Source organism: Desulfotruncus arcticus DSM 17038, from assembly GCF_900113335.1.
Classification (GTDB): Bacteria; Bacillota; Desulfotomaculia; order Desulfotomaculales; family Desulfallaceae; genus Desulfotruncus; species Desulfotruncus arcticus.
The window spans coordinates 73,965-97,084 of the sequence record NZ_FOOX01000012.1 but is presented as its reverse complement, the minus strand read 5'-3'; the positions used below and the strand labels follow the sequence as shown (position 1 = coordinate 97,084).

24 protein-coding genes are annotated in these 23,120 nt (G+C 46.7%); 6 read left to right on the top strand and 18 right to left on the bottom strand.

The window, feature by feature from the left end:
- Positions 1–9: 9 nt before the first annotated feature.
- From BM056_RS15850 to BM056_RS27665, 4 genes are all read right to left on the bottom strand, one after another.
- A complete protein-coding gene (locus tag BM056_RS15850) occupies positions 10–822 on the bottom strand; it encodes a DUF2148 domain-containing protein (protein WP_092472405.1) in 813 nt (270 codons plus the stop codon).
- Positions 823–1,608 carry a DUF2148 domain-containing protein gene (locus BM056_RS15845; RefSeq protein ID WP_092472404.1) on the bottom strand — a complete coding sequence of 262 codons (786 nt, stop codon included), beginning with the start codon at positions 1,606–1,608 and terminating at the stop codon, positions 823–825.
- A 387-nt stretch (positions 1,609–1,995) separates the two neighbouring features.
- Positions 1,996–2,556, bottom strand: a complete 561-nt coding sequence (locus BM056_RS15840; RefSeq protein ID WP_092472403.1) for a YdeI/OmpD-associated family protein — start codon at positions 2,554–2,556, stop codon at positions 1,996–1,998.
- Between the two features lie 47 nt (positions 2,557–2,603).
- Positions 2,604–2,741: a DUF2284 domain-containing protein gene (locus BM056_RS27665; RefSeq protein WP_353740150.1), complete on the bottom strand. Its 138-nt coding sequence runs from the start codon at positions 2,739–2,741 to the stop codon at positions 2,604–2,606.
- A gap of 595 nt (positions 2,742–3,336) precedes the next feature.
- On the opposite strand from BM056_RS27665, the gene BM056_RS15830 reads away from it, so the two are divergent.
- Positions 3,337–3,570, top strand: a complete 234-nt coding sequence (locus BM056_RS15830) for an AbrB/MazE/SpoVT family DNA-binding domain-containing protein (protein ID WP_092472401.1) — start codon at positions 3,337–3,339, stop codon at positions 3,568–3,570.
- The gene (gene mazF, locus BM056_RS15825) at positions 3,564–3,911 is read left to right on the top strand and encodes an endoribonuclease MazF (protein WP_092472400.1); all 348 of its coding nucleotides are present in this window, start codon (positions 3,564–3,566) and stop codon (positions 3,909–3,911) included. The genes BM056_RS15830 and mazF overlap by 7 nt, the downstream gene beginning before the upstream one ends.
- Before the next feature lie 123 nt (positions 3,912–4,034).
- Here mazF and BM056_RS15820 read toward each other — a convergent pair whose 3' ends face one another.
- From BM056_RS15820 to pdxR, 5 genes are all read right to left on the bottom strand, one after another.
- Positions 4,035–4,679, bottom strand: coding sequence for an Lhr family helicase (locus tag BM056_RS15820; RefSeq protein WP_092472399.1), 645 nt, complete (start codon positions 4,677–4,679; stop codon positions 4,035–4,037).
- Positions 4,625–5,002 carry a helix-turn-helix domain-containing protein gene (locus BM056_RS26545; RefSeq protein ID WP_092472398.1) on the bottom strand — a complete coding sequence of 126 codons (378 nt, stop codon included), beginning with the start codon at positions 5,000–5,002 and terminating at the stop codon, positions 4,625–4,627. Before BM056_RS26545 ends, BM056_RS15820 begins: the two co-directional genes overlap by 55 nt.
- A 72-nt stretch (positions 5,003–5,074) precedes the next feature.
- Positions 5,075–6,001, bottom strand: coding sequence for a class I SAM-dependent methyltransferase (locus tag BM056_RS15810; protein WP_092472397.1), 927 nt, complete (start codon positions 5,999–6,001; stop codon positions 5,075–5,077).
- Positions 6,002–6,081: 80 nt separating this feature from the next.
- On the bottom strand, positions 6,082–6,927 hold the full coding sequence (locus BM056_RS15805; protein WP_092472396.1) for a helix-turn-helix domain-containing protein: 846 nt from the start codon (positions 6,925–6,927) through the stop codon (positions 6,082–6,084).
- A gap of 89 nt (positions 6,928–7,016) precedes the next feature.
- Positions 7,017–8,435 (bottom strand): MocR-like pyridoxine biosynthesis transcription factor PdxR, encoded by a 1,419-nt coding sequence (gene pdxR, locus BM056_RS15800; RefSeq protein ID WP_092472395.1) that lies wholly within the window; start codon positions 8,433–8,435, stop codon positions 7,017–7,019.
- Positions 8,436–8,603: 168 nt separating this feature from the next.
- Here pdxR and BM056_RS15795 point away from each other — a divergent pair, with 168 nt between their 5' ends.
- Positions 8,604–9,560 carry a proline dehydrogenase family protein gene (locus BM056_RS15795; protein WP_092472394.1) on the top strand — a complete coding sequence of 319 codons (957 nt, stop codon included), beginning with the start codon at positions 8,604–8,606 and terminating at the stop codon, positions 9,558–9,560.
- An 11-nt stretch (positions 9,561–9,571) separates the two neighbouring features.
- On the opposite strand, the gene BM056_RS15790 is transcribed toward BM056_RS15795, so the two are convergent.
- On the bottom strand, positions 9,572–10,489 hold the full coding sequence (locus BM056_RS15790; RefSeq protein ID WP_092472393.1) for a radical SAM protein: 918 nt from the start codon (positions 10,487–10,489) through the stop codon (positions 9,572–9,574).
- 887 nt (positions 10,490–11,376) lie between these two features.
- Positions 11,377–11,643 (bottom strand): Lhr family helicase, encoded by a 267-nt coding sequence (locus BM056_RS15785; RefSeq protein WP_092472392.1) that lies wholly within the window; start codon positions 11,641–11,643, stop codon positions 11,377–11,379.
- A 756-nt stretch (positions 11,644–12,399) separates the two neighbouring features.
- Between BM056_RS15785 and BM056_RS15780 the strand changes: the two genes are divergently transcribed.
- The gene (locus BM056_RS15780; RefSeq protein ID WP_207648205.1) at positions 12,400–12,558 is read left to right on the top strand and encodes a hypothetical protein; all 159 of its coding nucleotides are present in this window, start codon (positions 12,400–12,402) and stop codon (positions 12,556–12,558) included.
- A gap of 7 nt (positions 12,559–12,565) precedes the next feature.
- Here BM056_RS15780 and BM056_RS15775 read toward each other — a convergent pair whose 3' ends face one another.
- Positions 12,566–12,868: a GNAT family N-acetyltransferase gene (locus BM056_RS15775; RefSeq protein WP_274377562.1), complete on the bottom strand. Its 303-nt coding sequence runs from the start codon at positions 12,866–12,868 to the stop codon at positions 12,566–12,568.
- 237 nt (positions 12,869–13,105) lie between these two features.
- The gene (locus tag BM056_RS15770; RefSeq protein ID WP_092472390.1) at positions 13,106–17,608 is read right to left on the bottom strand and encodes a DEAD/DEAH box helicase; all 4,503 of its coding nucleotides are present in this window, start codon (positions 17,606–17,608) and stop codon (positions 13,106–13,108) included.
- A 382-nt stretch (positions 17,609–17,990) separates the two neighbouring features.
- Here BM056_RS15770 and BM056_RS15760 point away from each other — a divergent pair, with 382 nt between their 5' ends.
- Together BM056_RS15760 and BM056_RS15755 are read left to right on the top strand one after the other, a co-directional pair.
- Entirely contained in the window at positions 17,991–18,437 is a 447-nt protein-coding gene (locus tag BM056_RS15760; protein ID WP_092472389.1) for a DUF3795 domain-containing protein, read from the top strand.
- 56 nt (positions 18,438–18,493) lie between these two features.
- Positions 18,494–19,030, top strand: a complete 537-nt coding sequence (locus BM056_RS15755) for a DUF3795 domain-containing protein (RefSeq protein WP_092472388.1) — start codon at positions 18,494–18,496, stop codon at positions 19,028–19,030.
- A 438-nt stretch (positions 19,031–19,468) separates the two neighbouring features.
- On the opposite strand, the gene BM056_RS15750 is transcribed toward BM056_RS15755, so the two are convergent.
- The 5 genes from BM056_RS15750 to BM056_RS15730 all read right to left on the bottom strand — a co-directional run bounded on the left by BM056_RS15750 (position 19,469) and on the right by BM056_RS15730 (position 22,998).
- Positions 19,469–21,118 (bottom strand): ATP-binding protein, encoded by a 1,650-nt coding sequence (locus BM056_RS15750; RefSeq protein WP_092472387.1) that lies wholly within the window; start codon positions 21,116–21,118, stop codon positions 19,469–19,471.
- Positions 21,119–21,240: 122 nt separating this feature from the next.
- A complete protein-coding gene (locus BM056_RS15745) occupies positions 21,241–21,372 on the bottom strand; it encodes a cyclic lactone autoinducer peptide (RefSeq protein ID WP_092472386.1) in 132 nt (43 codons plus the stop codon).
- On the bottom strand, positions 21,369–22,013 hold the full coding sequence (locus BM056_RS15740) for an accessory gene regulator ArgB-like protein (RefSeq protein WP_092472385.1): 645 nt from the start codon (positions 22,011–22,013) through the stop codon (positions 21,369–21,371). The genes BM056_RS15745 and BM056_RS15740 overlap by 4 nt, the downstream gene beginning before the upstream one ends.
- A complete protein-coding gene (locus tag BM056_RS15735; RefSeq protein WP_092472384.1) occupies positions 22,010–22,471 on the bottom strand; it encodes a hypothetical protein in 462 nt (153 codons plus the stop codon). The genes BM056_RS15740 and BM056_RS15735 overlap by 4 nt, the downstream gene beginning before the upstream one ends.
- Before the next feature lie 44 nt (positions 22,472–22,515).
- Positions 22,516–22,998, bottom strand: a complete 483-nt coding sequence (locus BM056_RS15730) for a hypothetical protein (protein ID WP_092472383.1) — start codon at positions 22,996–22,998, stop codon at positions 22,516–22,518.
- Between the last annotated feature and the right edge of the window lie 122 nt (positions 22,999–23,120).

Here is a 23,120-nt window from a genome sequence, read left to right as displayed (position 1 = left end):
GTACAGTCACTACTGTGCTTTGCTTTTTTCTTTTTCAATAAACTCAACAACTCTGCTAAGGATGTTTTGTTGTTGAGCCGCGAATTCTTTGTCGCTAATTGGCTTAAAGCATTTTGGCTCCATAAAGAAATCAGGTTTGCTTTTAACAACAGGATGCCCGCCGCCGCAGAATGATTGGTAAAATTGTGGGAGACAATTCGATATAAATTCCTCGTGTTCTTTGAAATCAAAGGAATGCTTTAATTCCGGCCTGTCATAATAGTAATAATCTGTTGCAGGTCCAATCGCAATTCCTGTTATTGTGTTGCAACCTTCAAGATAACCAAGGTTAAATGCCGCAAAACCAACACTATCCTGAACCCTGTTTTCGATGTTCATTTGGGCTAAAGCTGCAGCGGCCCAACACACAGCCATAGCCAAATCAAAATATTTCCAGTTACATGACGGACCTACATAAAAGATGCCTGGACTTCTATGCCCTTTGCTGTACTTGTTGAATTCGGCACATGTATCAAAACCACAGGCGCCGCAATTCCAATTAAGATCAGAGGAAACTGTATTTGCTCCAATGAGTAATCCTACAACGGGTGTCCCTTTTTCATAAGCCTTTTTTATACAAGCACCGTCCCCTTGGACGAATGCATTACCTTCTCCTATAATCCCTAAAAGTTCAGCGATAGGAAGCATGTCCTCATCAGTGAATATCTTTGTTTTAATCTCCGTCTTTGCCACCCTGTTTGCTTTTAAGGCTGCCGCTGCTGCGAATTTCGCTGCGACGATCAGGTTTTCATTTGCCGCCTTGTTCCCATCTATCCTTGCCATCTATACTTCCTCCTCTTCTTGCTTCACTTTAGGAAACCAATTTTTATAGTCATACCAATGCACTTGGCGAGTTACTACATAATTTTTGCGTAACTGTTTGACCGCCTTGTCGAAGGATAGCATATGATAATCCGGCATAATATCAACAAATGGGTTTTTCTGAAGTGAAGCTATCGGTAAAGCTAAAACTATAGAAGAATTACTGCAGTAACCAAATTTTTGCCCTGCGATCCCTACGCTGACAAGCGGACGGGAATCAACAAACATTTGTCTGGCTAAGAATGAAGCAGATCCTACGGCATATCCCAAATCGCCTACCCAAAATGTGCATAAGGGACCATCTATTAACCGGTGCTCTCTTTGTTCTTTCCCTTCAATTAAATCTATTTGGCCATATTTGCTTTGACGTTGACTATAAACATGTGCACAAAGTTTGTCGCCGCCGCATAGCCCGCATCCAACATCAAAGGGACTGTCACCGGCTCTATAATTACCTATAAATAAAATGCAATCCGCTTCGCGCGCCATAATAGCTTCTGCCCTGGCTGTACGATACCAGGTTGTATTTTTCTGATTATGGGTTGCTAATTCTTCAACCTTTTTAGCGATTTGTTCCTGTTCCTGTTGCCCATACACAATGCAACACTCAATTTGATCAACTCCACCTCCTTTTGGAGCTGTTAAAGCAGCGTTTGCCATTAACCTGGCAACATTCAACGAGCCTTCCCGTCTTGCCATATCTGATGGAGCAAATGGCGGCCAATCGTTGATGTTAATAACAGGCATAATCTTTACCTCCCTATAAAAATTACATTTATATGCAGCATATAAAGCAATACTTGTGCCAATTGGTAAACATTCTTTAGTGCTCTAAAACCGGCATTTTTTATAAAAGAAAAATAAAATTTATGTGACAAAAATGTCACATGTTACCTAAAACATGTGACATTGATCACCTGGACATTGATTCTATTTGGGATCAGGTAGCGATAAATATCATCCGCGCCCGCTTCAACGCTTCATTTTTTAATCTCCCAAACTTTTTTATTAATAATGAAAAAAGAGCGACAAGAAACTCCGGGCTTCAGGCTGTAATCGAAAGAAATTTCCCGGCCGGATATCTGATCCGTAAAATGATAATTTTTCATCTGAGGGATTTCCTTTTCAATATCCTCACATAGGTTTTTTATTTTCATTAAGCCTCTCTATAATTTTCTGAAGCCTCTTAATTCTTGTTTCTTCCTTTTTAGCGTCTAAATATAACCCGGTGTAAGTTTTTTTAACGGACATGGGCATTTTTAAGAAGTTAGATAATGCCTTCTCTGTACCCGATAAGGCATTAATCAAGATTTCGATTTCTTCCTCTGAGATTGGTTTATTTTTAGGTATATCCCAAGTACCGCTCTTTTTGGCCTCTTCAATCACTGCTATGCCATATTCGGTCATTTTACCGTTTTCTATAAGGATAGTTGCTAAGCTTCTATTTCTCTCCGACCATTTACTTCCTTTTCTTCTTGGAGTAAATCTCTTCAAATATTTTTCATCGTCAATACTTTTCAACTGACCATCAATCCATCCAAAGCATAAAGCCTCTTCCAGCGCTTCATCCGGTTTAATGGTTTTTAATTGACTTGTCTTACCAAATATTAGCCATACTCCTTTACTAACACTATGGTTTTCAAAAAGCCAATTCCTGAAAGTAGCTCTATTTTCAAACATAATTTCATTATTCATATCATCACTCCATCCCATGTGATCAAAAAAGATAATAAAAACGCTTATTACTCTTGAAAAAACGCCCGGCACTCATCTATAGACGGGACATTGGGAGGACAGGAAGCATTCTCTCCGTAATCCTGACAACCAAACATGCATTCCGTTCGAATCCAGTGCAATATAACGATTTCCTTTGGATTTATCCATTTGTACTCCTCAAACCCGTATTGAAGATGCTGAGACTGATATTTAAAATATACTATAATTTTAGCCAGCCTTACACCCTAATCTGTTTTCCGCGGAGCCACACCCCATTTTGACCACGAAAGAAATGGGACGAGGATTGGAAAGTATTTCACCAGTTGTTTTTTGTTGGTTCTTCCACGAATTTAAGGGGACACCTAACTTAATTATTGAATGGTAACTGATGATTAAGTAAAGATGCTCCCTTAATTCCAGAAAGAAATATAGTGACAGGAACATTTAATTTGTATACCGGTAGCGCAATTGCGCCCTTTGAATAAAGATAAATACCCCGGCTTATATTGTCGTCTCAATTCCAGAATATTCCTCGGATAATCATGCCTCGTTAAAATGAACAGGAGGAGCTTCTTCTGAAACACCTTCAATATCCCCATAATGAGCTCTTCGACAAGGCTTAAGTCCCTAAAAATTTGCTGGTTAATAGCCAAAGCTCTGTAGCCTGATTAACAGGGAGGAATGTCTCAATATTTGACAGCAGTTCATGTTTTGTATATACTATGTATAAACATATTGAGCTAAAGGCGGGGATCGGTTATGCAATATCATATTCAGAAATGGGGCAATAGTTTGGGAATACGAATTCCCAAAAGCCTCGCCCAGAAGGCGGGACTGGCCGAAGGCACACCTGTTGAGATTATATTGGGGGACGACGCTATTATTATCCGGCCAAGGAGCTATAGTCTGGAAACATTATTGTCCGGCGTCACACCCGAAAACCTGCACAGAGAAGTGGACACCGGAAAACCTGTCGGTCGTGAAGTATGGTAACGGCAGGCGCAATATATATTCCCGGCCGTGGTGATATAGTACGGTTACAGTTTAATCCGCAATCAGGGCATGAACAGGCCGGTTTGAGGCCGGCGCTGGTAATATCGCCGCAAAGTTACAACGGAAAAGTTGGCTTGGCTTTGGTATGCCCGATTACGTCAAAGGTAAAAGGTTATCCTTTCGAGGTTTTGCTGCCAGACGAACTGGAAATCTCCGGCGTTGTTCTGGCGGACCAGGTTAAAAGCCTGGACTGGCAAGCCAGAAACGTAAAATATGTGTTTACGGCCCCGATGCGGGTTACTGCAGAAGTGCTCGGAAAAATACAGTTGCTCATTTCTTAACGAACGGATCTTTCTATCTTAGGTAGTCCTGATGATCTAATAAGATAGGCAACAATACCGGTACATGGGAATAAAATTCTTGTTGAATGCAGTTGCAAACTGGCGTCCCCTTGACACCCCGGCCTAATATTGTCGTCTCAATATCAGACTTTTGTATTCGGCGGTAAAACCAATGCTTTGTAAAGCTTTTTTATAGGGGCTTTCCGTGATCGGACGGCCGTTAACGGTTTCTACGATTACGCTTTTTAATGGATTAAACTCACGAGTCAAGAGGGTTCTGCAAAAGGCAAAATACGCGGGGACAGCCGGATCATCAGGTTCAGCTTTGATCAACAGCTCTTTGCCGTTGCGTTTGGCCACCAGTTTCAGCCGGGTGCCGTGAAACACGACAAAAATGGTTGGCAGGCGGGCGGGCAGGCCTTCGTCCATACCGGGAAGTTTAAGCCCGCAGGGCGAGGCCGGGTCGGCCGCGTTCAGCCAGTAAATGCTATCCTCGTTCAATTCCTGGCGTAAGAAACGATTGGCTTCCCGGGATACAAACTGCAAACCGGTGATTTGGGCAAAAAAATGCACGGCGTAAATCTCCCCGGAAAATTCCATCAGATGCAGCGTGCGAAAAATCCGCCGCCACTGCATTTCGGGCAATTCGTGCTGGAGCAGCTCGCGGAAAAGTACGCCATAGCGGGCAAAAAGCTGGCGGATCCTCTCTTTGATCAGTTCCTCTCGCTCGATGAGATCCCGCTCTTCACTATCCGGCAGATATACCAACTGCCCTGTAAAGGACGCGAAGCCGACCAGCGGTTATATCCCGCGCGGCGACCGAAACCCCGCTTGCTTTCCGCCTGGAGGGGTGTAAATTTGGTCATGTCCGCCACATTACGGTCTGTTTTTTTCAATGCCAGGGCGGCTGCGGAAAACTTTCGCCCCAGGATATATGATTTAACTGTCTGATTGGCTACCGCCCGGAAGATGCGATGGAAATACGTGGGGGATATATAATACCTGGCGGCCAGTTCCTCCAGGGATAGCTTCCGGTGCAAGTTGGACTCGATATATTGTATGGCGTCATTGACCATTTCAATGTAATCCATAAACTCTCTCTCCAGGTAATCAAACCGGCTTTTACTTTGTTCATCCTAAATCTTTTAAAAATTATATTGTTTTTATTCCACCACTGCCCAGGCAAAGTGCACGTGCTCGCAGGCATAATAACCGTCTGTGCGTCCCTGGAAATAACGTTTTTCAATGTCGGCCGGGCTTAAGTTCTCCCGGAGGCGTAAGCCCTGCTGTGCCAGGTCCCCGGCCAGGGCGGCCGGGTCAAAGCCTGTAATCATCGGTTCCCCCCATTCCCGGCATTTCTCCATGGCCATTTTCATGCGCCCGGCCGCTTTCCCCGGGACAAACGCTTCAGTATCCAGGTAATCGAAAATTATAGTGCTACCCGCAGGAGTGATACCGGCAAAAGAGCACAATGTGTCGAATATCGCTTGGCGGGGCAGGTAATATGTAACCCCCAGCCAGCTGAAGAAGCTTAGTGCCCTGGAATCATACGATGATCGGGCCAATGCCGCCGCCAGGCTTTCCCTGGTGAAATCCACCGGAACGAAGTGCAGCTGCGCCGGAGGCTCCCAGCCCAGCTCGGCGATGCGGGAGCGCTTAAAGTCTTGCGTAGCGGGATGGTCTAGCTCGAACACCTGTAGCTGTCCCAGCATCTCCGGGCGTCTAAAAGCAAAGGTGTCCAGCCCCGCGCCGAGGATCACATACTGTCGCACCCCCTGCCGGACAGCCTCCTCAAGGGCGTCTTCCGCATACCTCGAGCGGCTAATGGCCTGGGAGGTGGTAGGCACGGCCCGCATTGACCACGCCAGACAATCGGCCCGGTCATGGCACGATGCCGCACTCACAGGATCTATAGACTCAATAAACTGGACAGGAGGTGTAAACTGCCGGTCAAAGGCCGCCCTCTCCTCCTCCTTCAGCAAACGATAAGCCAGATTGTCCTCAAAAATCTTGGGGGTGCCGTGCATGGCGTGGTAGCCACGAACGTAGGCCATTAACAGCGCGGTGTAGCTTCCTTGGTTCTCTTTCATCTAATAGCCTCCTCCCGGGTTTTAACTAAATAATATCCGGGATTGAGAGTAAAATCTTGAGCTTTTTTAACATAATCAATTCAAAGCACCGGGATGTATATATTAAAAACCTCTGTCTGCACGCAATCCTCAGTGAAATAATCTATACCTGCCATCTTGTTAATTTCAAATTTCGTTACATTAAGCCATTTATAAAAATCTTTTTCCACAGTACGAAAAATTAATCCCATGTTACCCGGATATCTGAATATGGCGTATCGGGACCGGGGAATATTCCTCTTCACCAACCCCGCTCTGTCTCCCGAATATTCCTCTTCGGTTATACCATAAAAACAATAAATACGGGGAGGATCGCCCGGTTCAAGTTGGACAGTGCTGTACAGCAGCCCGGCAGTGCCCCGGTCAATGTATTCCTCGATAAAACCAAGGGCCTTGCGCAATATTTCTTCCAGCTCGCATGAATTCCACGGATTAAAACGGACTTCCCTGCCCAACAGTTTTATTTCTTCAATCTCCCGGCAGGAGTAGTCAACAACTATTTCATTATTTTTATTTCTGAAATCCCGCTCAACAATATCCATCTCAGCCATCAATGAAACAGAAATATTCTCTTTCCTGCAGTGGCTGGGGGTAACGTGAAACTTTTTCAGAAAGTCCCGGGTAAACTGCTCATGGGAATTGAAACCGTACCGGAAGGCAATGTCCGCCACATTAAGGTTTGTATTTTTTAATGCCAGGGCGGCTGCGGAAAGCTTTCGCGCCAGAACATATGATTTAACTGTCTGATTGGTTACTGCCCGAAAGATGCGGTAGAAATACATGGGAGAGATGAAGTACCGGGAGGCCAGTTCCTCCAGGGACAACCTCCGGTGTAAGTTGGACTCAATATATTGTATGGCGTCATTCACTATCTCAATATAATTCATAAACTCCCTACTCTCCTCATCTTAGCCCTCAATTTGCGCCAACTAGACCGGATTGTTCCGGATATGCCCGCCAATCCGCTTTAGCGATATCATAAAGAGGTCTTATATTTTTTCTCTTCCAGGGCAGTCCTCAATCTCCTTATGCCTTCTTCAACCTTCTCTTGTGTTAAATTCCCGTAACCAAGAATGATTCGGTTCAAATGCCTGTTTTTGCAAATGGCGTGTTGTTCCACCGGGTAAATGCGAACCCCCTGGTCCAACGCTTTCCTTATAAGTTGTTCCGAGAATATGACATCCTGAAATTCAGCGGTAAGGTGCAGCCCTGCTGAATTTCCCAGTATACGTACTTGGCCCGGAAAAAAACTGTGGAGAGAATCAATGAGCGTTTGTCTAACTCTTTTATATATTTTCTTCATGGCTGAAATATGTCGCTCCAGGCTCATTTCTTCGATGAAGCAGGCAAGGGTTATTTGTTCCAAAGACGAGGTATGAAGATCCATATACCATTTCAAATTGCGGCAGCGTTCCACCAGAGGGTAAGGAAGTATAAGATAGCCGAGTCTCAATGCCGGAGAAAGGATTTTGCTGAACGTTCCCACATAGATTACCTTTTCAGGCTCCAATCCCTGCAAGGAATTGACGGGATTGCTGTTAAAACAAAACTCGCTGTCGTAATCGTCCTCAACAATGTAGCAGCCGGATTTCCTGCTGAACTGGATTAACTGTATCCTTCTTTGGATAGGCAATGTCCCGCCTATGGGAAACTGGTGTGAAGGGGTCACAAAAACAATTCCCGGTTTCTTATCTAAAGGCAGCAGGTCCGTCCTCATTCCATATTCATCCACCGGTACGGGGACGACTGAACAATCGGAAAGCGAAAATATATTCGGTATTTCATAGGTTACTGGATCTTCTATAACCACGTCCGTTTCCGGGGATAATAAAAGTCTGGTTATCAGTGTAAAAGCCTGGGTGGCGCCGGTGGTGATGACGATTTGGTCCGGCCGGCAGCGAAGTCCCCTGGTTTTAACCAGGTAACGGGAAAGAATATGTCTTAATTCGGGGAGACCCTCGGGGCTTCCATAGCCAAATACTGCGTCCGGGGCCTCCGATATGGCGCGGCGGGTGGCGCACTCCCAAATTTTCCTGGGAAATGAGTTTAATAAAGGAATGCCGGAGCGGAAATCTATTACATTATCTTCTTTTGTACGGGGAATTGGGAAATCCGGCCCGGCAGGCTCAATTGCCTGGAATTCTTCCAGGAAGGTTCCTTCGGCCACATAAGTGGATGCCCCCTGCCGGCTTTCAATAAAGCCCTCTGCCCTTAATTGATCATAAGCCTCTATAATAACATTTCTGGATACCCCGAGGTTGGACGCTAAAGCGCGGGTAGGCGGCAGCTTCTCGCCAATCTTAATGTGGCCGTTTAAAATATGTGCGCGTATTTGATCGTAAATCTGGCGATACAAAGGGTTGTCCGAAGATCTGTCAACCGGTACCCATAACATATCCATGTCCTCCAAAATTGGTATCTATTTTTTTTCGCCCAATTGGTTCTCCTCAGGGTGTATTTATTAAGATATTATACACTGAGACTTCGGGGTTAACCAGTTGATTGGATAAATGATACTTGGCTCTTAAATTATCTGGAAATATGCTTTTAGGAGGAACAGGCTATGTCTTTATGGCAAAGAATGATGATCGGGTTTGCGCGAAATCAACCGGTGCGCCACCTGATGCAAAGAAACCCTTTAGCCGCCGGTCTGGCAGCTCAATTCGTCGGGGGAACAGATGTAAACTCCGCGCAGGTAACAGTCGAAAACTTAAATAATAGGGGATTTAAAGCTTCCCTTTATTACTTGGGTGAATATGTCGATTCCCCTGAACTAATCGAAGAAAATGTTAAGCAAATCATTGCGGCGGTTCACATGCTGGGACGGACAAGCCTGGATGTTCATATGTCGGTTGATCCTACGCAGGCTGGTTATTCTCTTGGTGATGCAGCAGGTGAACAAAATATTTTACGCATCGGCCGGGTGATCGCAGAACAGCCGGGGCAGGGCAAAAAACTATTGATGCTTGATATGGAGGACTATTCATATACTCAAAAGACCATTGATATGTACTACCGGCTGGTAAGGGAGAATATTCCGGCAGCGACAACCATCCAAGCATACTTGTATCGCAGTAAGAAGGATATTAAACAGTTAATTGAAAATGGTGCTGCCGTTCGCCTGGTAAAAGGGGCATTTGCCGAGCAAGAGGAACGGGCTTGGACTTCAAAGAGTGAAATCAGCCGAAATTATATTCGTCTGGCACAATTGTTGCTTTCACCAGAAGCCAGGGCCAGAGGAGTATACCCTGTTTTTGGAACCCATGATGTAAATATGATCAAAGCAATAAAGCAAATGACTCGTGAATCCACCCGGGATGTTGACACTTTCGAGTTCGAGATGCTTTATGGTGTTCGCTCTGCGTTGCAACAGCAGCTAGTGGCAGAAGGGTATCAGGTAAGATTATACCTACCTTATGGAACGGAATGGTGGCCGTATACAATACGTCGGGTAGGGGAAAGCCCGGCAGCGTTGAGGTTTATTCTGCAAGCCTTATGGAACCGGCCCGGCAAAACATAAGTTAATGAGAATTAGATGATACCATACATCTGGTCCGGGACTAACGTCTCCGGGAAACGCTCGCGCAAAGCAAGCCGGGCTGTGTAACACAAATGGCAAGCGTCGGCGTACGTATTACCGTGAGGCAGCGCGTAACGCTCCACCAGCCCGACCGGACCGCCGTTCAACAGGGGACCGACGACTGGATGGTCATCCGGACAATAGTGAGCGCAGATTTCCTTTAAAGTCCGGCGAAACAGGTTCCCGATGGAGATGCCCTGGCATACGTGGAGGTTTCCGAGCGGGTCCAGGTGAATCCGGCCAGGCTCGCGCAGGTCTTCGTGAGGGCATTCGCCGAATTCCGTCCACACTCGCCAAGCAACTTGCTTGGCGAGCTTCTCAGTCGCCCGCCCGCGGTACATGATCCTGCTTTCGCTTGATGCAACAGCCTCAAGAGCGGCTGTTGACTGTCCGTCCGGACAGGTCTGCTGTGGCGACTCCGGCTGGGCGATGCTGATAGTCCCGACGGGCAGCCCTAATCTTTCGGCGGCCCGGGTGGCATTCTTCATTTGGAAGCTCACCACCTCGTTGTAATGGTACAGATCGCTGCTGACGGATAGGTCGCCCACTAGGCCGGCAAAAGGTCGCAACCACTCCAGGGCGTCTTCGAGGCTGGTTGCCCAATATCCGTTCGTGACTATGCCAACCCGGAAACCCGCAGCTGCAACTTCTCGCGCAGCCTCGAGCAATACCGGGTAAAAAAGAAAGGGCTCTCCACCCTCGAAGTAAATCCATTCAATCGATCCGACCGCTTCAGCCTGTCGCAAGATTTCCCGCAGCTGCTTCAGAGACAGCGTGCCACTCTGCCGGGGGCTGCCCCAAACGAAACAGTGGTCGCACTCGAAGGTGCACTGGTAGGTCAAGAGAATATGCAATCCGGTGGGTTTCATCGTAACCTCCGTTCTTCAGCAAAGTAGGATAATCCGGAAATGGATAGGCGCAGACCCGAAGGGTGATGCGAAAATTTAGATCAGTACGGTTACTTTACAGATTACAGAAAAAATAGCTATTACATCGGAATTTGCTTTTTACATTTCATTAGTAACACAGTATATTACTACCTGTCAATCTTTAAGTTTGAGCCTTTATTTTGGCCCGATGCCGGATGATTTCTTCTTTATGCAAACTAACATAATTACAATTCGGGGTTGTGCCGCATTTCCGGCACGCTATGTCATAGGCGGAATTGATAGTGCGACATTCGGGGCACGAGTAATACCGCTTAGCTAAATTATGCAAAATTAATAAAAACCTATAAAACCTCGCAAACCTTTAAACCATGGTTTTCGAGATTTTAGCATGCTTACATAAAATAGCAAAATGTTATTAACCTCAGGAACATTGTTGTAACTTTCAACAATGATGTTGATGAAGACACGGTTACATCATCAACTGCCAAAATATACATTGGCGCCTCTTCAGCTGCGGATGCTTATACAAAACAAAGGTCTGATGACAAAACACAATTAACTATAGCATATTCAAATGGAGCATCTCCAATTGATCAAGATACGTCTGTTCATTTAATTATGAATGGCGTAAAACCAAGGTCACCTACTTTTCTCGCCTTTCAGTCCGATTTTGAGGCCCGATTTTCCAGCGACATTCTCAGAACAAAAAATTAGCGGACGAAAAAAATAAAAGGACTATGCTCATTGGCATAATCCATGTCAGTTGTTGGATTGTATTATCTGAGTCTATTGCAATTGGATCGTAGTATCTTCGATTTCCGGGGGTTTATCATTGATATTACAACCTTTGAATTATGTAAGTACTTTCAGCCGGGTGCCGTGAAACACGACAAAATTGGTTGGCGGGCGGGCAGGTCTTCGTCCATACCGGGAAGTTTAAGCCCGCAGGGCGAGGCCGGGTCGGCCGCGTTCAGCCAATAAAGGCTTTCCTCGTTCAATTCCTGGTGTAAGAAACGGTTTGCTTCCCGAGAAATAAACTGCAAACCGGTGATTTGTTCAAAAAAATGCCCGGCGTAAATCTCCCCGGAAAACTCCATTAGGCGCAGCGTGCGAAAAATCCGCCGCCACTGCATTTCGGGCAACTCCTGCTGGACGAACTCGTGGAAAGGGACGCCACAGAAAGACAAAGTGACAGAGTTGTCTGGACTTTACAGATAAGTCCCTTTGTTTGGTTTGTGGAGAAGTTGCAAATGCCACTCCAGTTTTGATTGTCAGCTGAAAAACTGGCTGATATGTAAAAATGGAAGATGCAAGCCGATGGAAGCAAGGGTAACTTTCGTAATTTCGTTTAATAAAAAATTTTCAATTTACTTTAATCCGGCGAAATAGCACAGCCCGGAAGCAGCATATGCTGTGCGGAGATGACCAAAATAAGGCTATATGCTGATTCCATCAGTAACAGAGACTAAAAGCCTAACCAGGCCAATGCAGCCAACGCTCGTCCCTCACGCAGCTGATTGGCGTCGTTGGGCGGAAGAGGAAAAACATAACCATAGCCGATGAACTCTTCAATGTTGTGGAGCGGCTTGAGTCGCAAAGCAATATTCTAAGTTGCTAACCGACGGGATAGTGGGCTACATATCTATGGCCAGGCCGTTTATATGTGAACCAGGATTAATCAAGCGTTGGAAGGATGGGAACATGAACAAAGCAAAATGTATTTCCTGTAACAAATGCAAAGAAAACATATCAAAAGAATCCCTTAGATGTTACATTGATGAACCATAGGAATAAGCATAACCAGCCTCTTCACTGGATTCGGGCCGCTGAGCGGCCCTCGCCTGTGAGAGACGGCGTTATGCGTCAGGAACACAACGTAGGAGGAAATTATGGAACTCGGAGCTTTCTCTGTTAACTTGGCTGTAAAAGGTATCGAGGCATCGAAGCTCTTTTACGAGAAGCTTGGTTTTGCAGTTTTCGCAGGAGATCAATCGCAGAATTGGCAAGAGGAAGACAAAGGGACAGGGACTTGTCTTTTTGTCTTGTGAGTATAAGTCATTTAACCAGTTTATAAAAACCCATACCTGCTCCGTAGATATCATTCGGTCTTTCGATAAATCCATATTTCAAATAAAAACCTTCTTTTCCCTTTGCAGACATAAGTCCAATAAATGAACCTTCCGGTGCGTACTGCTTCAGAAACTCCATTATCTTTTTCATTATTGCAGATCCAATACCTTTTCCCTGAAATTCTTTTTGAACAATAAAATCCTGAATATAAAAATATATGGAACCATCCCCTATGACTCGAGCAATTCCAACTGACTTATTATCAGCAACCGCACAGACCGAATAAATCAGGAATTAAGCGCAGTTTTTACTGTTATCTCATTAACCCTTGTCCAACCAACTGACATTCTAAGCATATTAAATTCTTGAACCGTTGGTAGCCGTTCAATAATATCAAATTCAATCAAAGCAAATACCCCCATCTCCCTGTTTTTAACAAATGGACCGATGGATATTGACAAGTCAAGACAAGTCCCTGTCCCCTTGTCTTACAAGATTTTCTATTTTTCCCCTTGACACCCCGGCCTAATATTGTCGCCTCAATACTAGACTTTTGTACTCGCCGGTAAAACCAATGCTTTGTAAAGCTTTTTTATAGGGGCTTTCCGTGACCGGACGGCCGTTAACGGTTTCTACGACTACGCTTTTTAATGGATTAAACTCACGCGTCAAGAAGGTTTTGCAAAAGGCAAAATACGCGGGTACAGCCGGATCACCGGGTTCGGCTTTGATCAACAGCTCTTTGCCGTTGCGTTTGGCCACTACTTTCAGCCTGGCGCCGTGAAACACGATATAATTGGTCGGCAAACGGGCGGGCAGGTCTTCGTCCATGCCGGGCAATTTGAGCCCGCAGGGCGAGGCCGGATCGGCCGCATTCAGCCAATAGATGCTTTCCTCGTTTAATCCCCCCCGGCGCAAGAAACGGTTTGCTTCCCGGGATACAAACTGCAAACCGGTGATTTGGGCAAAAAAATGCCCGGCATAAATCTCCCCGGAAAATTCCATCAGGCGCAGTGTGCGAAAAATTCGCCGCCACTGCAGTTCAGGAATTTCCTGCTGGAGTAATTCGCGGAAAAGCACGCCGTAGCGGGAAAAAAGTTGGCGAATCCGATCTTTGACCAGTTCCTCCTGTTCGATGAGATCCCGTTCTTCGCTTTCCGGCAAGGCATACCAACTGCCCTGTAAAGGACGCGAGACGGACCAGCGGCTGTATCCCGCGCGGCGGCTAAAGCCCCGCTTGCCTTCCGCCTGGAGGGGAGTAAAATTGGTCAGGATGCCCCTGCGCAACACGGCAAAACTATCGTTGCTGACGCTGCCCCGCCAAACATGCTCCCATAACCTGCAAGTCAGATCATCGCTGGACAAACCCGTATGCCGGCTGAGGATAAAGAAATCGTATTTGCCCCACGGATCCGGAAAAAGCGCCCGCGCCTGCGCTTCATCTTCCGCTCCCCGACGCTCTTTACCGGGAGGGAACAGCTCCAAATCTTCGCGCAAGCAAAAGCACACCCGCTTGTTGCCGCAGCCAAACCAGATCAGATCACTGGTTTGCATGAGGCTGTCCATCCAAGTAGGATAATAGGGCTCCAGGCGGGCGGGCAGGATGGCTTCCTCCCAAAGCCGGGCCTGGCTGAGATAACCGAATAATTGCTCCAGTCGGGCTTGCAAGTCCTCCATAGTGGTTCCTTTTTCCACGACCCCCTGGTAGGTCGCCAAAAACAAGGGCAACACCGTTACCGGCAAAGGTTCGAATTCCGGCTGCCGGGCACGCCTGGCCATCGCAAACAAGCGCTCCAAATTTTCCCGGTCACATACCTCCGCTTCGCCGGCTCCCTGAGTAAGCACATCCGCCACGATACATTCCTCTTCCAGCAGAGTGGCCAGCACGGCCGCGCAATCTTTAGCCGGCAGACCAAGGCGCTGCCCTACAAAATCCCGGGGCACGGGACCGTAGTAGGACAACCACTGGCTTACCAAGAGGGCGGTATCGCTCCCGAATTCCCCGGGCTCCGTGGACGTCTCCTGTTCCAAAAGGGCGGCAGCCTTGTTAATGCCCGCCGACAGTTGGCCTGCCGCCTGAGGGGTTAAGGGGCGCAGGTCAAGGTCGGAAAAGCCGACACCTCGAGCGGTAACGATCCTCGGTAAGATTTCCAGGGCACACAAGCCCGGTTGTTCCGCCCCCGGAAGGTGAAGCCAGGCTACCTTCCCACTCAGGGTGAGCTTAATTTTTTCCAAGGATAAACCGTGCCCGGTTGACTGGTTGTCCCGCTCCATGGCGGCGAAGAGGACGGCCGCTTCATCAGCAGGAATAAACAGGCGCTCTTTGATCCAGAGCAATAGTTCCTCACCATCAGTGGGTGCATACCCCGGGGCGGTGCGCTTGAGCTTGCCGTCCAATTCCCGGACTAAAGCCGCCGGGATGGCGAGCCGTAAATGAGGCGCATACACCAGCTCTTGCAATAGCTCCCGGCTCAAACCCGACTGTTGATCGGAAAAAGGGGTGTCATCTTCATACATATATTTATTGGTCTGGCGCCAGATCACATCAGACGCGAAGGGAGATGGTTGGTGAGTAACCGTTTCGCTGATCCTGATCCGGTCGTCGTTTATTTCTTCCAGCAGTTGTTTGACCGTCTCCAAATCGAATTCGTCCTTCAGGCAGGTGCGCCAGGTTTCAAGCATAATGGGAAAATCGGCATACGGGGTGACCGCCGCCATCAATTTTTTGGCCCTAAGGCGGTTGAGCCACAGGGGCATGCGCTTTTTGAAATTGGCCTTGGGCAACAGCAGGGCACGTCCCGCGTTTTCCCGAAATTTAGCGCCGAAAAAGCCTGAGCTTGCCAATTTGCTCCGCAAAAGATGCTCCAGGTTTTGAGGCGAAACCAGGGAGAAAAGATCCTGTGGCGCAAAACTGTGGGGCAGGATCAACATGATGCTGTTGTTGCCGACATAAATTTCCAAAGGGTAGCCGAACTTTCGCTCCCAGGCGGCGGCCAAAGCCATGGCCAAAGGCCGGTTGACTTTGCCGCCCCAAAGGGTATGTACAATAACCTGTTTGCTGTCCGCCGTGTTCAGGGGATCGGCAAAATGTTCAATTAAAATATGGTGACGGTGGGGCAAGGGTTGGCCCGTCACTTCTTTTTGCCGTTTGAGATACGCAATGAGCCGTTCCACCGCGTAGGCGGACCAGTTGTTTTTGAATACCGGCTGATGCGCAAATGATTCCGTTTCCAGGTTTTGATCCGCCTCTTCCAAAAAGAGGCCTATTTTTTCGGCATAATAGAAATCCTGGTTTTGCTCTTCCGCCCGCCAGAAGGGGATGATGTTGATTGTCCGGTCACCGGGAATCACTTCCACATCATTGTGCGTGACGCGCATAATCCGCCAGACCCGGGTGCCCAGCATGAAAGTTTCGCCTACGTTCCGCTCCCAGACAAACTCCTCATCCAATTCACCGATTTTGGCTTTAGTGTCCATCAGGCGGAGATCATAGCAACCCCGGTCGGGAATAGTACCGCCTCCCAGGTAAACCAAACGGGCCGCCCCGTCACGGGCTTTGACCGTATGGTCCAGCTTATCCAAAATGACGCGTGGTTTTAGTTCGCGCAAGCGGGTATCGGCGTAGCGGCCCGCCAGCATTTCCAGCAGCAGGTCATAACTTTTCCGGGACAGGTTGCGATAGGGATAACTGGTCTTAAGGAAGGCATAAAGATCATCGACGTCCCAGGTTTCAACAGCGGTCATGGACAAAAGCACTTGCGCCAGCACATCCAGGGGCGCTTCAACAGGGGCTATTGGCTCAATCTCAGCCACGGGCAGGCTAAGTGAAGCCACCGCGGCTTCCACCAAATCACGTCCGTAAAGGGGAAACAAAATCCCCCGGCTCACCTGGCCCACCCCGTGGCCGGCCCGGCCAATCCTTTGGATGGCGGCGGTCAGCGAGGACGGGGTTTGCACTAAAAGCACCGCATCCAGTTCGCCGATATCGATGCCCAATTCGAGGGAATTGGTGGCCACAATTCCTTTCAGTTCGCCATATTTAAGTTTGTGTTCCACCGCCAGGCGGAGCTCCCGGGCCAGTGAGCCATGGTGGGAATAGACCAGGGGCTCGCCTGCGGCATCATTGATATAGCGGGTCAGTTTTTCAACTGTCCGGCGGCTGTTGCAAAACACCAGGGTGGCGGTGTTGGCGCGAATCACCTTGGTTAAGGCGGCAGCCAATGTCTGCCAGAGTGCGTCCTGCTCCGCCCCTTCCAGCCCGTCATTGTTCTGTTCAATCGCTTCAACGGTCAAGTGATATTGTTTTTTGACAGTCGACCGTAAGATGACCACCGGCCGCTTTTGGTACCGGTAATCTTCGCCGCTTCGGCATGCTTTAAGTCCGCCCACAAATGCGGCGACCGGTTCCAAGGGGCGGACCGTGGCGGATAAGGCGATCCGTTGGAATTCACCCGCCATGGGAACCAGCCGGTCCACCGCCGTAATCAAATGGGTGCCCCGTTTGCTGTCCAGAACGGCATGGATTTCATCCAGAATAACCGTTTCCACCCCGCTTAAAATCAGGCGGTTGTTTTTGGAACTAAGCAACAGGTTGAGACTCTCGGGTGTGGTGATCAGGATCTCGGGCGGCCTGCGCAGCATCTGCCGGCGTTCGTTTGCCGGGGTGTCACCACTGCGTGTGAGTACCCGGATTGAGGGAAACAGCGCACCAGCCTCTGCAAAATACGCCCGCAGTTCATGGAGGGGCTTCAACAGGTTGCGCTGCACATCGTTGTTGAGGGCTTTCAGGGGCGAAACATACAGAACCCGCACCCGGCCACCCGGCCAATCCCCGGTAATCAGCTTTTGCAGTGCCCAGAGAAAGGCGGTCAGGGTTTTGCCGCTGCCTGTAGGAGCCGTGATCAGGACATGCTCGCCTTGGGCAACGCGGGGCCAGGCCTGGACCTGAATATCGGTGGGCAGGCCCACTTTTTCGGCAAACCATTGGCGGATCAGCGGATGAAACAGATCTAGAACCGGGTGATTCATCAGAATCTCCTCTCAGGTTATATCTATAGGAATCCTATCAGGGAATTGAATTTTAGTAAAGTTGCATATGCTAAAGATTTTGCGTTATGGCAGAAGGTCCGGGTAAAACAAATTGCCGCCAGATAAGGGTGGTTATCGAAACAGGCTTTAGTTAATCCCCGCCCCCTGATTACCATCAAAGCCAAGGGAGAAATAATTAAACTGCGAACGTTACGTGATACTTACCAGAACCTTTACCGGGAAACGGCCGACGAATCTTTAGCCCAAAGAATCAGGGAAGGCATAAAGAATAAAGAATGGGCCATTTTTTCTTGATTTTCTTGTAACCTTTGACCTCCTGAAAGAGTCTAACCGGTAGACTAAAAACCAGGAGGCTGATCACATGAAAACAACCGGTGATATTACTCTGGTCGCTCCGTGCGGGACACACTGCGCCGACTGCGGGGCCTACAAAGTCAAGGATGCCCCCTCTATGCGGGAAGCAGTTGCTAAAAGGTTACAAAATTTGCAGATAAACTGGAAAGGCGTCCCCTGTCCGGGATGCAGATCAGTCGGGGGAAACTGCCAGTTCATTGACGGCATATGCGCAACTTACACTTGCGTGACCGGACGCGGGCTCGACTTCTGCTTTGAGTGCCCGGACTTTCCCTGCGCTAAATTAAACCCGGCGGCAGACTGGGCCGATGTCCTGCCGCATAATATCAAGCTTTTCAACCTGTGCTGCATTAAAGAGCAAGGTCTGGCCAATTGGCTGGAAAAAGCGTCCGAAATCAGACAAAGATACTACCAGGGCAAAATGATAATCGGGAAAGGGCCTCAGCTCGAATAAAGCCCTTCAGGTAAAGTTGATATTCGATAATTATTAAGAAGGAGCGGAGAAAAATAATGGAAAAGATTAAGGAAAATCTTTGCAAACCAGAGAAACGGCTTGCCGCCGTTTGCGGGTTATTTTGTCCTGCGTGCGGCTTATTTATTGGAACCAAAGAAGATCCGGAAAGGCTTAAAGAGATTGCGGGACGTTTCCAGCGCCCGGTAAAAGAAGTAGAATGCCATGGCTGCCGGTCAGAAAAACGATGCTTTTACTGTCATGAGAATTGTAAAATGGCAAAGTGCGCGGCTGAAAAAAGGGTGGACTTTTGTGGCGAATGCGCGGAATATCCTTGCGCAGAATTGAAAGTGTTTCAAGCCGAATTGCCGCATAGAATCGAGCTATGGGAATCTCAAGAACGCATCAAGAAAGCCGGGTTTGAAAAATGGTACATGGAAATGGTTGAGCACTTCACCTGTCCCGCATGTGGTACTTTAAACTCTGCCTATGACATGGCATGCAGAAAATGCGGCACAACTCCGAGTTGTAGATATGTGAATCTACATAAAGATGAAATCATACAACAACTGGCCAGAAGAAGTAACAACAGGTAACTATTGTGATAAGCATGAGTCCAAAGTCGAAGATCGCTGAAAGAGTCTTGAAGCCTGATATGCCGCTACGCCTGTGCTGCAAATCTTTATACTCGGTGGTAAAACCAATACTTTGTAAGGCTTTTTTGTAGGGGCTTTCCTGGGCCGGCCGGTCGTTAACGGTTTCCACGATTACTTTTTTTAATGGGTTAAACTCATGCGTTAAAAAGTTTTGCAAAAAGCAAAATACGCGGGCACAACTAGAATATACCTATAAAAACGAAAATAGCATCAAATGGTTTTTCTTTAGTGTATTTTTTATAGGTTGTTGCTTACTTTTTGGCCTCGTTGTATTTTTAGACAAGCTAATTCACCATCAAAAAATTACTGTGTTTATCCGACTGCCCAAATGATTACTAAAAGCATGGCCGATGAAACAAGCGACATGGTTGAATTTAATCACTTTCTTTTAAAAACAATATAAAAAGTGGTGCCCCCGGTATTGGAATCCAATTTTATGGTCGCGTTGTGACGTACGGCAATACTGTAGCAAACCGCCAGGCCAAGGCCGGTACCCTCTTCCTTGGTGGTAAAAAAAGGGGTGCCAATTTTATCCACTATCTCCTGAGCAATGCCACAGCCCTGATCTTGTATGGATAAAACCACCTCTGCATCCTCGTTTATAAATGTTCTTATGGTTAACCTGCCTCCCGATTTCATGGCGTCCAGTCCGTTGCGGACCAGATTTAACAGCAACTGCCGGATTTCCTTTTCATCCAGCATCAGGTCAGGCACCGGCTGCAGGTTCAGTTCCAAAATTATGTTTGAGTTTATTGCATCTGCGGTTATTAGCGGGGACAAAGCTTGTATGATGTCGGTGAGATTGTACATTTTATAATCAACGGATCTGTTCTTGGCTAGAGATAGATATTCCTTAATTATTGAATTGGCTCGGTCCAGCTCCTGAATCATTAAATCATAATATTCCTTATATTTCCGGCATTCATCTTTACCGCTCAATATTTGTAAAAAACCTCGCACCGTGGTCATGGGATTTCTTATTTCATGCCCTATACTGGCGGCCATTTCTCCCACCAGGTTCAATCGTTCCAGTCTGGCCATTTCCTTTTCCATTTTTTTTCTTTCGGTTATATCCTCGGCAAACTTTAAAATATGGGTAATCCGGTTCCCGGAATCCCGGAGGGGGGAAAGGTAAGCATTTTCCCAATAAGATTCCCCGTTTTCTTTTTTGCTGGATATTTCGCCTTTCCACTCCTGGCCGGTTTTGACTATTTCCGCCAGCTGCTTTAAAGCCTCGGTCCGGCTACTATAATAATTTACAATCTCTTTGCCTGTAACATCTTCGGGTTTGTGGCCGGTAATCCGTGAAAAACTGTTGTTAACATATTGAATTATACCGTCGGTATCCGCTATTACCACCATGACCGGGCTTTGCTCCACAGCGCAGGACAATACCCGGAGCTGCTCCTCCGCCTTCTCCCGGGAGGCGATTTCTTCTTTCAGAGAGTGCAGGCTCCGGTGTAAATGCCTGCGGTGGCCAGCTTCCATGTTGGTCAGGCTGCCCACAAACCAGCCCATTACATACATCATGCCGATAAAAAGCAAATCTTTTTCCATGGCCTGATAGATATTGAGATTGCCAACTACAAAAACATTATACAGAATTAGGATAAAACTACACAGGGTGGACATGAGCAACCCGCCGGTTTTACCGGTCATGGAAGCGACTACCAGAATGGGCAACAGTAAAATTGTGTCGACGTTTTCAAGACTATTGTTTACTGCCAGCAGGGTGACCACCGTCACCACCAGGGGAAAAGACAAATAAGCTGTCTTGGTTAAAGACATGGTATTAATGTTGCTTAAAAATAAGCCTTTTTTTGTTTGAAATATAAAAACAATACCCAATGTAACCAATCCTGCTAAGATAAAAAAACGGAGATTAATTACAGGATATATTTGAGACGATACATAGAATTTATTGCTGAGGACCAGTGAAGATATCATAATCAATAGGCAAAGCATATGCGTAGTGATCAAATACTCTTGCAGCTCTTTTTCCCTTTGAATCATCTTACCGGTTGTCATGTTTTTTCCACCCTTTTTATGATTGTTTTCAAAGCGAAGAGGTGGAAAATACCACCCCTTAAAACAATTATGGTAAAGTTTTAATTACGCAAATGCTTTTAAATTACTAATCAATTATCTTATTATTTTCTCAGGGCTTCAGGTACCACGGGCTGGTAGTGGGAAATAAGACAAGCGGACGCGGCGGTGACACTGGCTAAAAACAGAAGTGTTGTAACTGTAAAAATAATTAACTTTGACATGATCTTTTTCATTCCACTACCTCCTTTCTTCTTTTTATTGGTATCTTATCTACAAAAGACATTAGTTTATGTCCCCAATTGGTGAGCATAAAACTGATCCACATTAAAGTTAAGGCAATACAGGACTGAATCATTCCGGCATTTTGCCATCGGATCTCTCGGAGAAACAGTGCTAAAACGGTTAACAACATAACAAAGGCAATTGATATTACTTTCAGCTTTCTTCTTCTTAGATGAGATATGATGGGGGCATTGGGAGAATCCATCGGGGCCAGTATTATCATGGTTATCATTCCTACTCCTAAGGCTCCGGCAGACATCATATCAGCAACCTCCTGGCCCAAGCGGCTGAAATAAGAACCCAGCAGAGCAAGCAGGGGAAAAACAGTTATGGTGATGGCGGCACAACGCCAGGGTGAATTGGAATGGGCTCCTCCGGCGCTGTGTCTGAACAATATCGCTGTTACTAGACAAGCCGCGGTACCGGGCAGCACACCTAATATTACTCCTAACATAAGTGTGAAAACAATATTCAAAAGGTTTAAAGCCAGTACCTCAATAACATAAGCCAGAACGGTTTCTTGCTCTGCCGGAAGGCCGGTTTTTCGGCTCAGATAACCGGCCCAGCTCCTGCTAAAGGCAAGATAGCTCATATTTTCCACATACCTTCCAATGGTTTTCTGTACTTGGAGACCAATAGGGCAATGGCAATCATGATAACAGCTTGTGACAACCCGGTTAACATCCACGTATAAGTGTCAGATATTAATTGGTTTATGTCTACTTTAATAAGAATGCTAAATAATTCATTTAAGGGAACCTCTAGCAACGCCAACAGAGCAAAACTGACGAAAGAAACCATAAAGCTTGTGGAAGGCGGTACCCGGGTGGTTCTTGCGATAAACAAAGTGATCAGCAAAATCCCCGCCAAGGTATGCAGTCCAAAGGTAAAAGGTAAGCTCCTTACAATGTAAATTATTACGGTCAAGATACTGGCGAAAACCAGAATCACTCTCCAGCGCAGTTTCACCCTTGCCAAGGCCAAGCTGCAGGCAACAACACCAGCAATTTCAGGAATTCCCTGTACAAAAAATAAAAGTATTTGTAGCATCTTACACCTCGTAAAGTAGCACCAAAGAAGTCAATAAGCGCTATTCAATGTATTCTCCACATACCCTCCATGGGAATTCGTTTCTTTGCTATCAACAGCGCCATAAGCACCAATAGCATGCCTTGGAGAAGGCCCAATCCTTTCCACAATAAATAATCAGACATAATAATACTAATATCAGCTTTTAATACAATTGCCGATAATTCCATTATTAATCGTTCTAATAAACCAAGAATGGCAAAACCAACAAAAGAGACCAGGAAGCTTGAAGATGGCGGCACCCTGGTGGCCTTGGTCATAAACATAACCAGCAGCAGAATGCCCGCAATCGTATGTAAACCAAAGGTTACCGGTATATGCCTGATCAGATAAATAATTACCGTAAAAATTGGTGCTATTGTCATTATGATCTTCCAGCGTAATTTGACACTTGCCACGGCCAGACAGCAAGCAATAAGTCCAACCGATTCAACAGTGCCTGACATTAAAAATAGCAAAAATTCAGATACTTCGTGAAAAATATTCATATAAATACAACCATTGCTATTAAATTTAACTATTCGCTTTATTCTACAGCTTTTTTGAATCTCCTATCAGAACTAACCATATTTCGATCGCAAATTATGACAGAAATCTCCAAAATTTAATT

Coding starts and splice junctions, on each gene's coding strand:
- BM056_RS15850 (WP_092472405.1), bottom strand. CDS start 822: ATGGCAAGGATAGATGGGAACAAGGCGGCAAATGAAAACCTGATCGTC.
- BM056_RS15845 (WP_092472404.1), bottom strand. CDS start 1,608: ATGCCTGTTATTAACATCAACGATTGGCCGCCATTTGCTCCATCAGAT.
- BM056_RS15840 (WP_092472403.1), bottom strand. CDS start 2,556: ATGAATAATGAAATTATGTTTGAAAATAGAGCTACTTTCAGGAATTGG.
- BM056_RS15830 (WP_092472401.1), top strand. CDS start 3,337: ATGCAATATCATATTCAGAAATGGGGCAATAGTTTGGGAATACGAATT.
- mazF (WP_092472400.1), top strand. CDS start 3,564: ATGGTAACGGCAGGCGCAATATATATTCCCGGCCGTGGTGATATAGTA.
- BM056_RS26545 (WP_092472398.1), bottom strand. CDS start 5,002: ATGGATTACATTGAAATGGTCAATGACGCCATACAATATATCGAGTCC.
- BM056_RS15810 (WP_092472397.1), bottom strand. CDS start 6,001: ATGAAAGAGAACCAAGGAAGCTACACCGCGCTGTTAATGGCCTACGTT.
- BM056_RS15805 (WP_092472396.1), bottom strand. CDS start 6,927: ATGAATTATATTGAGATAGTGAATGACGCCATACAATATATTGAGTCC.
- pdxR (WP_092472395.1), bottom strand. CDS start 8,435: ATGTTATGGGTACCGGTTGACAGATCTTCGGACAACCCTTTGTATCGC.
- BM056_RS15795 (WP_092472394.1), top strand. CDS start 8,604: ATGTCTTTATGGCAAAGAATGATGATCGGGTTTGCGCGAAATCAACCG.
- BM056_RS15790 (WP_092472393.1), bottom strand. CDS start 10,489: ATGAAACCCACCGGATTGCATATTCTCTTGACCTACCAGTGCACCTTC.
- BM056_RS15785 (WP_092472392.1), bottom strand. CDS start 11,643: ATGCAGTGGCGGCGGATTTTTCGCACGCTGCGCCTAATGGAGTTTTCC.
- BM056_RS15780 (WP_207648205.1), top strand. CDS start 12,400: ATGGAACTCGGAGCTTTCTCTGTTAACTTGGCTGTAAAAGGTATCGAG.
- BM056_RS15770 (WP_092472390.1), bottom strand. CDS start 17,608: ATGAATCACCCGGTTCTAGATCTGTTTCATCCGCTGATCCGCCAATGG.
- BM056_RS15760 (WP_092472389.1), top strand. CDS start 17,991: ATGAAAACAACCGGTGATATTACTCTGGTCGCTCCGTGCGGGACACAC.
- BM056_RS15755 (WP_092472388.1), top strand. CDS start 18,494: ATGGAAAAGATTAAGGAAAATCTTTGCAAACCAGAGAAACGGCTTGCC.
- BM056_RS15750 (WP_092472387.1), bottom strand. CDS start 21,118: ATGACAACCGGTAAGATGATTCAAAGGGAAAAAGAGCTGCAAGAGTAT.
- BM056_RS15745 (WP_092472386.1), bottom strand. CDS start 21,372: ATGAAAAAGATCATGTCAAAGTTAATTATTTTTACAGTTACAACACTT.
- BM056_RS15740 (WP_092472385.1), bottom strand. CDS start 22,013: ATGAGCTATCTTGCCTTTAGCAGGAGCTGGGCCGGTTATCTGAGCCGA.
- BM056_RS15735 (WP_092472384.1), bottom strand. CDS start 22,471: ATGCTACAAATACTTTTATTTTTTGTACAGGGAATTCCTGAAATTGCT.
- BM056_RS15730 (WP_092472383.1), bottom strand. CDS start 22,998: ATGAATATTTTTCACGAAGTATCTGAATTTTTGCTATTTTTAATGTCA.